An 11,699-nucleotide genomic window follows, 5' to 3' on the forward strand; every position below is an offset into this window, starting at 1 on the left:
CAAAACCTGGTCAAGAATCATCATTTGGCAAAGTCTATTTCTGACGCTTCGTGGTATCAATTCACTCAATGGTTAGATTATTTTGGGAAAGTTTGGGATAAAACAGTGATAGCTGTTGCACCGAATTATACATCTCAAGATTGTTTTAACTGTGGTCATCGAGTGAAGAAATCACTCAGTACTAGAACTCATCAATGTCCTCAATGCAAGATAGAAATTTGTCGTGATACGAATGCGGCATTAAATATCTTGAAGAAAGGGATGAAAGTTCTAGGTATTGAGTGGAATCACAGTACCCAAGGGCATTGGGAAACTGCTGGGGAACCAGGAACGCTTGAGGAGACTACCACCCCTGCTGTCGATAGGCAACTTGAAACAGTAAGTGGTGTCGATGAATCAAGAATCACTTTGTGAGAATCCCCGTGCGTTCACGCCGGGGAGTATGTCAAAGAAAACACAACAACATTATTATTTCACAATACTCGAGGTCATATCGCAGTCCCAAATGAGTCGTCAAAAATTAAAACACCAAAAAAAATCCGATTACCTGTTCCCTGTTCCCGATTCCCTTTTTGTCCCGATTTTGTTACACGACTGATTTAGGGTTGCTATATATCCCGTCAAGGCGATCGCCTCGAACGAATCACAACTCAACGTTCTGAATGCGCGATCGCCAACCTCGCCGCTCGTTTTGCTTCGTTCAAGTCCCGCTGTCGCTTCACTTTTTTATTCTCCGTTTCCTGCCAGCGCAGCGCCACCATAATCGCCACAAACAACATATATCCGGGTTCTTCCATCTGCGAAAAAATCAACCCAAAAATAAAGACCGACGAGAGAAAAAAGCGAGAGAGATCGTCAACCCCGACGTAATTCCAGACCACCCAAGCCAAATACAAATACGCGATCAGTCCCAACCAACCCAAATCGCCCCAAATTCCCGCCCAACCGAACAGAGGCGAAAACATACTCGATTGATTTCCCAACCAACTCGCACCGACAGCACCCCACACCTGACCGCTGGCGATATGTCGCGTCGCCCCCAACGGTCCCAACAAATGCCAGTAAGCCGCTAACATCCATCCCCCAAGGCGACTCACCGTATGACCGGGCCCCAAGCCAAACAGCCAGTTCAACCAAGACTCGTAATGGGTGGGAATAATCCGAATCGCCGCTGTTTTCAAGCGCGTTGCTTCTCCGTCGGGACCGTAAATTTCCGGTCGCGCCCAGGTTTGGAACGCACCGAAGGCGGGAACGTTTTCCACGCACCAAGCAAACACCAGTAAAAAGATAACCGTAATACCAATGTACTTAATCGCTTCACCGACATTTTTCAACTTCGTCACCAGAAGCAACGCACCGCCTCCCAAAAATGCCAACAACACCTGTTTGGCGTCGGCGATTAGCATATGTTGAAACGTGGCCAGGGCGGTGACGACGCGAATCCAGAGGGGAACGCTTTTGGCGCTGACGAGATAGTACAACCCAAACGTCATCGACACCGAGGCACTGACCACGTGACCCGCGCCAGAATGGTAAAACACCCCTTGGATGTAATCGGGGTTTCCCGGCTTGGGGTGACGTCCCAAAATCACGAACAGAAACCATTGTCCGTAAGCGAAAATCAGGTTGGCGAAACCGAAGCGAATCAGCCAAACTCGGAATTTATGAAGGCTGCGTTCGCATAGGGGAACGCACACCAACGCCAACAACATTAAAAACGGTTCGCCCAGGAGCAAAAAGCTAAAAATAATGTTAATAATTCCGGCATTGTTGACGATCGCACTGGCGAACATAACGCTGAGAAGCGCCCACAATCCCGCCAACAACATCCAGGTAATGGTGAGTTGATAGCGGTTTTTAGTGCGAGTTTGAAGTAACGCGACGACGCAGGCGAAGGGAACGGCGGCGAAATGTAGAAAGTTAATCGTCGAAGGAGCGCCCGCACTATCGAGAATTCGGGAAAAAAACGCCGTCGAGAACGCCACCAAAATCAGCGTCGAGGTGGTGAGGTATCCTTTGGGTTTGACGGGGGGTTTGAGTTTTGGGCGTGTTTTTTGGCTCATGGTTGCGAGCCGACGAACAAAGGGGACATTTTGCCGTATTTCATAGGATAGAGAGCATCGAGGTCGAGATCGCGAGTTTCGCCGTTGCGAATTTCGCGCACGTAAGGTTGAAAGGCGCTGTGATATCCCGCGAAGACGAGGGATTGACTGGAATCGCGATCGAGAAACGCGGGGGTATTTTCAGGAATATCCCGGTGTCCGTAGAGAAATCCCCCCAACAGTTCCGTGCGGCCGCCGTTTTTCGTCTCGATAAGCACTACGTCTCCTTCCGTTTTCAACCCTAAAATCCAAACGTCCGCCCCATCGTTTTGGATGTTCGTTTTCCCCGATTCCCGCTTGGCTTCCACGTCCAGTTGACGGCCCCAAACCTGTTGGTTGCCGAAGTCAAAGCGATCGCCGACGACATCTTCGAGAAACAGGCGGCTTCCGGGGGCGCGGTTGCGGTAGCCTCCAGCGCCGAGATGTCGCAATACCAGAGTTCGCGGCGAGGCTTGTTCGACGAAATAGGCCGATCGCAAATAGGCTTCCATCCCTTCGATGCTGACGATATCGGCGGTTCCGTCAACCAGGCGAAAGACGGGGCGGTTTGTATTTTTGAGTCCCTCGCCGGCCATGATGCGCGTCGCCCCGAGTCCCACGATGCGCTGGACGTTCCCGCGAATTTCGACGGTATCGTTAATGGTGTATTCGGCGCGAGTCAGGTAGACAGTGGATTTTCCCGAATCGATCGCCCGTTGTAAGGCGGCGGTATCGTCTTCAGCGTCTCCGTCCGCTTTCACCCAGTCAGCGAGGTCGTCCCATACCGTTTCCGGCGTGGGTTCGATGGGGAGGTTCAAGGCGGTGTCGGAACTGGGAAACAGGGTCAAAACCGGATGGGAGACGAATTCGGCCACGGGACTGTTGGCGGTGGCGGTGATGTCGTCCACGGTACTGGAGAGGGCGCGACGGTAACCGTTACTGGTGAGGTTGCGGAGGTACAAACCGCCGTCTCGGGAATTGACGACGGCCGCTTCGGAAGCAGCGTCGCTGTTGAGGGTCGCGTTCGCGAGCGTTACGATTCCGTGACCGTTTCCTCCTTCGCCATCGCTATCGTTATAGAGGGCGGGGACGCGATTGCGACTGGTGAGGTCTTCGACGTTGAGGACTTGGCGTCGGTTGTAAATTCCGTATTCTCGTTGGTGGCGGAGGTCGATGTGAGAGAGGGTGGCGCTGTGGAGGGCGCCGGTAAAGTAAATTCCGATATCGAAGCCGTCTACGGCGAGGTTATCGACTAATAGAGGACCGTTGAGGGGGGGGCTGAGGTCGAGACCGTAGCGTCCTTGTCGGTCGGGGGTTCGCAGGGTAACGTGGTGAACGCTTCCGTAGTTGTTGGCGCGAAAGCGTAGGGCGATCGCACCGGGATTGCTGCGGCCGGTGTCGAGGGTGATGTGGCTGAGGGTGTTACGAAAGGCGGTGGCGTCGCCGACTCGTCCTTCCCAAAAGGTGAGGAGGGGTTTGGGTTGCGATCGCTCTTGGAAACCGGGGGCGCGATCGATCAGTCGGATCGTCGTGTTTTGCTGGCTTTGACCTTGTAGGAAAAATCGTTTCTGTCGGCCGTTTTCGTCTCTGATGTGGATCGTATCGCGGACGATATAGGTTCCGTTGGGAAAGTAGATGAGTTTTCCTCGGTTTTGGGAAATCGCCTGTTGAATTGCGGTGGTATCGTCGCTGACGCCGTCGCCTTTGGCGTTGTAGGGGGCTTGGGTGACGTTGACGATGTCGGGATCGCTTGGGAGGGCGGCCTCGACGGACGGGACAGCGGCCAGAGGGGCGGTCGAGGGGGGAAGGATTTGCACGTCGAAGGCGTGAAGGGCGATCGCGATAACAGTACAGGCGGCCGCGAGACCGACCCAAATCGGGCGCGTTCGCCATCGCGTTAACGAGTTGAGGAGGTTTAGCATACGAGGGAAAGAAGCGTTGGCTGAGACCAGCGACGAAATGCTAGGACAACTTTTTTCAATGCGTTTTAAAAGCCGCGATCGCTCGCGTTTTTTCTATTGTTTCGATGTCGAGACAACGCGATCGTTTTGGGTCGTACTGAGGCCGCGATCGCCGATTTATCGGTCTGCGATCGATGGTAGCAAATTCTTCGAGCAAGCTCTTGCCACTTTTTGAGGGTGGCGTATAATCGGGATGATATTGCTCGGATAGCCAAGCCCATGGTGACTATACCCACTTGGATCGATCCAATGGTCAAACCGCTGAAAGCAGCGGTCAGTCAAAAGATCGACCAGAAAATTCGTGCTTATACCGAAACAGTTCCCATCAGTGAGTTTTTACCGGAAGACGATGTGTTTATCGTCGGCTATCCGAAATCGGGGAATAGCTGGTTTCAAAATCTCATCACGGGATTAGTTTACGGTGTCAATCCCGCTCAAGCTCCCGATGCGATCGTTCAAGATTTAGTTCCCGACATTCATTACAAACGATATTATCGGCGTTACAGTACGCCGATGTTTTTTAAGTCTCATTTGCCCCCCCAACCGACGTATCGAAAAGTTATCTATTTGTTGCGAGACGGACGAGACGTGATGGTTTCGTACTATCGCTTTTTACAAGCTTTGCGATCGAGCAAAAATGAATCTGTCGATTTTCTCCACATGGTTAAAACGGGAGAAGGACTGTTTCAAAATCGTAAATGGCACGATCAGGTCGAAGCGTGGTTAAAAAATCCTCACCAAGCTGATACGATCACCGTTCGCTACGAAGATATGTTAGAGCGTCCGGTTGACGAACTCGAACGAGTGTGTGAGTTTATCCACTTCGAGGCCAGTCGCGACGTTTTAGAACAAGTGACGGCAGCCGCATCGTTTCAAAGTCTTCGTAAAAAGGAAGAAAAGTTTGGTTTAAACAATCCTGGCTGGCCGAAAGATAAGTTTTTTAACCGTCGCGGAAAAGCCGGATCTTATAAGGATGAAATGCCGAAAGAGGTGTTAGAAGCGTTCATGGAAGAGGCAGGAGAAACCCTCGAAAAAGTCGGGTACGAGGTCTGATTTTTAGGTGCATTTCACTTTTATAAAGGCTTATGATTTTGGGGTAACTTGGGTGAAGCGATCGCGAAACTCAACAACAGCTCAATTCACGGCAGAGACTCCGATCTGATAAACTTACATTTTTGAGATGCACCGTTGGGGAGAGCCACAGCGAAATCCAACAGCCGCTTGCTTGAGTGTGGAAGTTCGTATCCGGCGAATTTAAATTTTTGAGATACACCCGTGCGAATTTTGTAGGATTTAGCGTGCGATCTCCCACAATAACGAGACAACAAACTGTGACAAAAACGACGAAACAATCGATCGGATGGATCGTGTTCGGTTCGATGCTTTCCATGTCCTTAGTGGGATGTTTGAAAACTGTCGAACCGTCACCGACTGCAACGGAAACTTCAACGAGCGATCGCACATCGGAAGACCGAAAGACTTGCGTTGCGGACTACAACCCCGATCTCGATTATTTTCCAGATAAAGCGACTCTCGAATATGCCAAAGGTTTTGAAGTAGACTATCACAAAAACTATAAAGTCGTAACCGTTCGCGATCCTTGGAACTTAGAAAAAGAGCCGTTTCAATACGTTCTCGTACAATGTGGAACTCCAGTCCCCGAAGCATTTAAAAATGCAGAAATTATCGAAATTCCAGTTCGTTCGGTTGCCGCTCTTTCAACGACCTATTTATCTCATTTAGACGCCTTAAACTTAGTCGATCGCCTGACGGGAGTTCAAGACGCAAAAACCGTGAGTACCCCCAGCATTCGACAACGCATTGACAGTGGAGACATCATCGAAGTCGCCTACAATCGCACCATCGACATTGAAGGTATTTTAGCCTTAAACCCCGATTTGATCGTCACCTTTGGAGTCGAAGCCACGGACTCGGAAAGTTATGCTAAGCTCCTCGAAGCAGGATTTGACGTAGCGGTCAATTCTGAATATTTAGAAAATACCCCCCTCGGACGTGCTGAATGGCTAAAATTTACGGCGTTATTTTTTAACCGAGAAGCCGATGCAGAACGAATTTTTTCAGACATCGCACGCGACTATAACCGTATTGCAGAACTGACAAAAACTGTCGAAGATCGTCCCACGGTGTTTACTGAATTTAACTATCAAGGAACGTGGTTCGTTCCCGGCGGTGAAAGTTACGTCGCTAAATTTTTAGAGGACGCGGGAGCAGATTATTTGTGGAAAGATACCGATTCGACGGCGAGTCTTCCTCTCGATTTTGAAGTCGTCTACGATGTAGCGGCGAATGCAGATTTCTGGCTGAACGTCGATCGCAACTGGGACACCAAAGAGGACGCGATCGCCGACGATCCGAGATATCGAAATTTTGAGGCGTGGCAAACCGGACAAATTTACAATTATACGGCACGAGTCAACGAATACGGCGGTAATGACTACTGGGAAAGCGGCGTGTTAAACCCGAACATTATTTTAGCCGATCTCGTAACGATTTTTCATCCCGAACTGTTGCCGAATACGGAAAAAGTGTATTACGAAAAAATTGATGGCGACTCATAAAAAAACTGTACTTTTGCCGATTCAAATACAGTAAACTTCTTTTAAAAATGTGAAATTTACTGGAATCTCTCCAGATCCCCGGCATCTCCAAGATGCCAGGGATATTATGCGGGAGGAATTTAAGCTCGGGTAGTAGAGTGGGCATCGGGTGCATCTCACTTTTGCAAAAACATCAGTTTGGGGTGGCAAAATTCCCGATTAGCACTTCCGGTATAAGATCCCCGGCATCTCCAAGATGCCGGGGATCTGGAAATTGAGTGCGCCCAATTCGATGAATTTACATTTTTGAGATGCACCCTGGGCATCGCCCACCTTTCCCAAACTTCATCAATTTGCCAAACAGCTTAACGGTACTTAAACAAATTTCAAGCCCAAACCAAGCCAAAACGCGCTTTGTGAGCGGCAAACAGGTCTCGATTCTCGTTCAGCCATGCCACAAAACGAAAAGACATGGCTGTCCGAAAAGCCTCTAAAGCATCTACAAAAGTTTCCAAAGGTTGGTTCGCCCACTTCCTTCGTAAACCGCCCGTCAACTTATGCCAAAGGATAAAAGTGTAGGCACAAAATACCAAAATTAAATGCCGCTGTAAACTCTTCAAACCTCTCGCCTGGCATTCCCTCCAACCCAACCATCCTTTGGCTTCCCGATAGAAGACTTCTACCCAGTTTCGCCCTGAGTAAGTGTTCACGACCCATTCGGCAGTCACTTTTTCGGAGTCTTCATTCGTGATAAAATAATCAATTTCTGTCGCGTCCGCATAAGAACTTGCATTCATGACGATAGCAAAGGTTCTTTCTCCTTGTAGACGTGACAGCTCTGCCGTACCCGTCGCCACCCACAGGGTTTTGGGCTTGGTTTAAATTTAGTAAGTAAACTGAACGTAAAGTCCTACTTCTGGTAAGCTTTTGGCATATTCATCAAGGCGAATCTTTTGCCAATTTTCTCCCGTATTCGATTTCAGTCCAGATTTTCCGATTTTTGGCGACGGCTCCTAGATACTTCAGTCGGCGAGATTCGAGTCCCTTTAAAAATTTGTGTTGTTACCATAGCCGGCATCCATGAGGACGATTCCCGGTCGATACCCTCTCTTTAAACTCCGGTCAATTAATTCTAAGGCGATTTCGGGTTTCTTTTTGAAAGAGGGATCTTTCTTGCCTGAGGGTAAGGAACTGGCTGGCTGATAGATTTCTACATCCAGAGGCAAATTTTTTTTGCCATCATAGAGATGGGTCGTTACCGCCACGATTCCGTTGTCGAGCTTGCCGATTTCTCCGATGTACTGTCTTCCCACACCTGCGGTGAAGTTGCCGCTTTTTCGATGTCCTGTATCATCGAGCAGCAAGGCAAATCCCCGACCCACTCGGGTTTGATGGCAGGAGTCCACCACCTTTAAACGACGTTCGTTAATACGCTTCTCCTCCCAAGGGGATTCCGTTATAAAATGATGTAAGCGGTTGTAAACCACTCCCACCGAGTCGTTTGCCATCTGAGTTATGTTTTTTCGCTGGCTTTCCCCGAGTAATCCTCCCAAATAGTGTCTAAACCCCTTTTTTTGTGCTTGGGTTTTGAAGTCGGGGTCGAAACGCTTGCACCACTTCTCAAAGCAGGGTGGCATAGCGGCTGGGGTGGTCTCTCTCATGGGGACACTCTCCACCTTAAATCCTTGTCAGTCAAGGGTTTTGCTTTTATTTTACCTTTTTTACCGTTTAAGTCCCGTTAAAAGGGTTGGTGAAATATGCGATCGCCAAAAATCGAGATAAAATAAAAAACTTCATCGTCTCGATCGAGACCGCCGGTCAACTCGCCGTAGTATGGTTACGAAAATCGCTCAAATTACCGATACACATCTGTTTGCAGATCCCGATACCCTCATGAGAGGCGTTGCCCCTTGGCACAGTCTCAAAGCTATTTTAGAGCGCGTCAAACTAGAAAATCCCGATGCAATACTCCTAACGGGAGACTTAGCCGAAAACGGCGACGCTAAAGCTTACGATCGCCTGTTCGATCTCGTGTCGCCGCTGCAAATTCCCACCTACTGCATTCCCGGTAACCACGATCGCATCGATCTCCTGAAAACGCACCTGAATCGATCGCCGCTTTTCACGACTCCCAACGCCCTAACCTTCGACAACTGGCGGTTTATCCTACTCGATTCGACGATGGAAAATCCCAAATTCGGCGAAGGTTGTCTCTCAGAAGAAACGTTATCGGCGTTGGAAACCACCTTAAACACCTCGAACGTTCCCACTGCGATCGCCTTACACCACCATCCCGTCGAGACGGGTATCGACTGGCTCGATACCATCGATCTCATTAATACCACTGACTTTTTAGCAATTCTCGATCGCGTCGATTGCGTCAAACTGGTTGTGTTCGGTCACGTTCACCTCGAAATCGATCGCACCTGGGGCGACGTCCGCTTTTACGGAACCCCGTCTACTTGTACCCAAGTGTTACCCGAAAACCCCAGCCAAAGCGATCGCTATCCCGGTTTTCGCTGGCTGGAACTGTATCCCGACGGAAGCCACCGCAGCCGAGTCGTTCGCGTCCCCCTCAAATCGGGGGAATCGCCGTGAAACCTCACCATCCTTCACGTCGCTTTCTCGTGTGGTGGGTACTCCTGGGACTGTTTCTCCTCGCCGTCAGTCTCGACTTGTCAGTGGGTTCTGTGTCGATTCCCCTCAAAGAGATCGTCACCATCCTTCTCGGCGGCGATCCCGAAGTAGAAACTTGGCGAGCGATCGTACTGACCTTTCGCCTTCCGAAAGCCATCACCGCCATCGTTGCGGGGGCGGCTTTGTCCGTCGCGGGGCTGCAAATGCAAACCTTGTTTGGTAACCCTCTCGCCGGGCCGTTTGTCCTGGGGATCAGTTCCGGTGCGAGTTTGGGGGTCGCGCTCGTGGTATTGGTCGGAAGTGCGGGAAGTTGGGAACGGATGCTGTCCGCCAGTGGCGGTGCGGCGGTGGTGTTGGGACTCGTCGTCCTCACCGCGCAACGGGTTCGCAACCGAGAGACGCTGTTGTTGTTGGGGTTGATGTTCGGTTACGCCGCCAACGCGATCGTGACAATACTATTGCACTTCAGCTCCTCCGAACAGATGCAATCTTACATTACCTGGACGTTCGGCAGTTTCGGCGGCGTCACCTGGGATCGCATGGCCCCTTTCGTCGTGACGGTGTGTCTGGGGTTGCTGGTGGCGTATTTGCTGGCGAAACCCCTCAATTTACTGTTATTGGGCGAAACTTCCGCGCGAACCTTGGGGTTGCGAATGCGGTGGTTGCAATTTTGGACGATTACCAGTGCGGCGGTGTTAGCCGGAAGCGTGACAGCATTTTGCGGGCCGATCGCCTTTCTCGGGGTCGCGGTTCCCCACCTCAGTCGCGCCCTCTTAAAAACCTCCGATACGCGCCATTTGTTGTTAGCTGTCACTGTATTGGGGGCAACCCTGGCATTATATTCCGATTGGGTGGCACAACTTCCCGGTCGTCAAGTGGTGTTGCCCTTAAATGCCGTCACTGCCGCTTTGGGAACGCCCGTTGTGACTCATGCCATTTTGCAGCGACATCGTCATCGGTAGGCGATCGCTCCCCGCCACCAAGACAACGGCAACACCAATGTCTCTCACCACGCCTCGAAATTGAGTTTTTCCGTTTACAGATTGTGACAAGTCATTTTTGTACTAAAATAGAATTCGAGGTTAAAATTTCAAGGTTGCCGGATATGCAAGAACAAAGTGTAGCACGATCGTCAGAGCGTCAAAAGAGAAAAGCTTACAGCTACAATCCCTTAGCTCAACCCTTCTTAAAATGGGCTGGAGGGAAGAGACAACTCATCCCAATTATAAAAAAGTATATTCCACGAAAGTATACTCAATACTATGAACCGTTTGTTGGTGCGGGTGCAGTTTTATTCTCACTTCAACCCGCAAAAAAAAGCATTGTAATTAATGACACGAACTCCGAGTTAATTAATTGCTACAAGACGATTAGAGACAATCCTGAAGATTTACTAAACCTTTGCAAGCAACACGAAAGCAATAACTCAAAAGAGTATTACTATAGATTGCGCGGTCGAGACAGACAGCCTGGGTTCGAGAAATTATCGTCTGTCGAACGAGCCGCACGAATAATATATTTAAACAAAACCTGTTTCAATGGATTGTTCCGTGTTAACAGTCAGGGTCAATTTAATGTCCCCTATGGAGACTATGCTAATCCTGTTGTCGCAGATCCTGCTGTTATCAAAGCAGTCAGCACATTTCTCAATCAAAGATCGGTGACGATCGATCGAGGAGATTTTGAAGACTCAGTCTCAAAAGCCAAGAAAGGTGCTTTTGTTTATTTCGATCCTCCCTACCATCCCATCTCTGACACCTCATCTTTCACCGGGTATAGTATTAATGGTTTTGGCGAGATCGAGCAGAAGAGATTGAAGTCAGTCTGCGATGAGTTATCAGATCGAGGTTGTCATGTATTGGTCAGCAATTCTAATGCTCCATTTATTCGTGAGTTATACGGCGATTCTCGATATGAAATCGTTGAGGTTAGAGCTTCGCGTTCGATCAATTCAGTTGGATCGAAAAGAGGTAAAATTGGAGAATTGCTGATTTATAACAAATATGAGTGTAAGGCTTTCTAAAAATGATAATGCTTGGCAAGAGCTATTTCAAGAAGAGAATATTCTGGATAGGATTGAAAAAGAGGGTTGTTTTTATATCTCGTCTGAGAAAATAAACAAGAAGCGAGAATCACGTCTGATGACAAAGTTCGATCGTCAGGTTCAGCTTCCAAAAATTTTTCAGAAAAATAATCTCTCTATACAGCCTGTCTCTAGAGGCGGTTATGTTATTGGCAATTTCTCTAGCTACTTTTCCTTTCCTGAAGATAGAGTTTTACCGGAAATTCAATATGTTGAGTTACCGCCTCATCTTGAAACAATTGGGGTCTTCGCAAAACAAGGTGATAAGAAAAACTTATTAAGTAAAGCAAGACAGAAAGCGCATTCGCATATTTTCAAAATTTTATAAAAGCCATAAGCTTGACGCTTTATCAGTTTAAGACGATTATTAATACCCTCC

At 49.0% G+C, this 11,699-nt stretch carries 10 protein-coding genes and 1 pseudogene; 8 read left to right on the forward strand and 3 right to left on the reverse strand.

What is annotated here, in order from left to right; all coding sequences use genetic code 11:
- The coding region (locus GEI7105_RS39625; protein WP_245555359.1) for an RNA-guided endonuclease InsQ/TnpB family protein at positions 1-414 on the forward strand (414 nt) is incomplete at its 5' end.
- A gap of 236 nt (positions 415-650) precedes the next feature.
- Here GEI7105_RS39625 and GEI7105_RS0102175 read toward each other — a convergent pair.
- Both GEI7105_RS0102175 and GEI7105_RS0102180 read right to left on the reverse strand, forming a co-directional pair.
- Positions 651-2,063: a hypothetical protein gene (locus GEI7105_RS0102175; RefSeq protein ID WP_017658849.1), complete on the reverse strand. Its 1,413-nt coding sequence runs from the start codon at positions 2,061-2,063 to the stop codon at positions 651-653.
- A complete protein-coding gene (locus GEI7105_RS0102180) occupies positions 2,060-4,003 on the reverse strand; it encodes a glycosyl hydrolase family 28-related protein (RefSeq protein WP_017658850.1) in 1,944 nt (647 codons plus the stop codon). Before GEI7105_RS0102180 ends, GEI7105_RS0102175 begins: the two co-directional genes overlap by 4 nt.
- A 16-nt stretch (positions 4,004-4,019) precedes the next feature.
- On the opposite strand from GEI7105_RS0102180, the gene GEI7105_RS36545 reads away from it, so the two are divergent.
- The 3 genes from GEI7105_RS36545 (at position 4,020) to GEI7105_RS0102195 (ending at position 6,621) form a co-directional block, all read left to right on the forward strand.
- Positions 4,020-4,217, forward strand: a complete 198-nt coding sequence (locus GEI7105_RS36545) for a hypothetical protein (protein WP_144053640.1) — start codon at positions 4,020-4,022, stop codon at positions 4,215-4,217.
- 44 nt (positions 4,218-4,261) lie between these two features.
- The gene (locus GEI7105_RS0102190; protein WP_083862289.1) at positions 4,262-5,095 is read left to right on the forward strand and encodes a sulfotransferase domain-containing protein; all 834 of its coding nucleotides are present in this window, start codon (positions 4,262-4,264) and stop codon (positions 5,093-5,095) included.
- A 278-nt stretch (positions 5,096-5,373) separates the two neighbouring features.
- On the forward strand, positions 5,374-6,621 hold the full coding sequence (locus tag GEI7105_RS0102195) for an ABC transporter substrate-binding protein (protein WP_017658852.1): 1,248 nt from the start codon (positions 5,374-5,376) through the stop codon (positions 6,619-6,621).
- A 365-nt stretch (positions 6,622-6,986) separates the two neighbouring features.
- Here the strand turns inward: GEI7105_RS0102195 and GEI7105_RS28700 are convergent.
- Positions 6,987-8,261 (reverse strand): annotated as a pseudogene (locus GEI7105_RS28700) (IS701 family transposase).
- Between the two features lie 172 nt (positions 8,262-8,433).
- Here GEI7105_RS28700 and GEI7105_RS0102215 point away from each other — a divergent pair.
- The 4 genes from GEI7105_RS0102215 to GEI7105_RS38140 all read left to right on the forward strand — a co-directional run bounded on the left by GEI7105_RS0102215 (position 8,434) and on the right by GEI7105_RS38140 (position 11,648).
- A complete protein-coding gene (locus GEI7105_RS0102215) occupies positions 8,434-9,198 on the forward strand; it encodes a phosphodiesterase (RefSeq protein ID WP_017658853.1) in 765 nt (254 codons plus the stop codon).
- A gap of 29 nt (positions 9,199-9,227) precedes the next feature.
- Positions 9,228-10,199 carry an iron chelate uptake ABC transporter family permease subunit gene (locus GEI7105_RS0102220; RefSeq protein WP_218959053.1) on the forward strand — a complete coding sequence of 324 codons (972 nt, stop codon included), beginning with the start codon at positions 9,228-9,230 and terminating at the stop codon, positions 10,197-10,199.
- A 143-nt stretch (positions 10,200-10,342) separates the two neighbouring features.
- Positions 10,343-11,260 carry a DNA adenine methylase gene (locus tag GEI7105_RS0102225; protein WP_017658855.1) on the forward strand — a complete coding sequence of 306 codons (918 nt, stop codon included), beginning with the start codon at positions 10,343-10,345 and terminating at the stop codon, positions 11,258-11,260.
- On the forward strand, positions 11,241-11,648 hold the full coding sequence (locus GEI7105_RS38140; RefSeq protein WP_026097365.1) for a type II restriction enzyme: 408 nt from the start codon (positions 11,241-11,243) through the stop codon (positions 11,646-11,648). Before GEI7105_RS0102225 ends, GEI7105_RS38140 begins: the two co-directional genes overlap by 20 nt.
- The last annotated feature ends 51 nt before the right edge of the window (positions 11,649-11,699 follow it).

The sequence above is a fragment of the Baaleninema simplex PCC 7105 genome (genome assembly GCF_000332355.1).
Lineage (GTDB): Bacteria > Cyanobacteriota > Cyanobacteriia > Cyanobacteriales > Geitlerinemataceae > Baaleninema > Baaleninema simplex.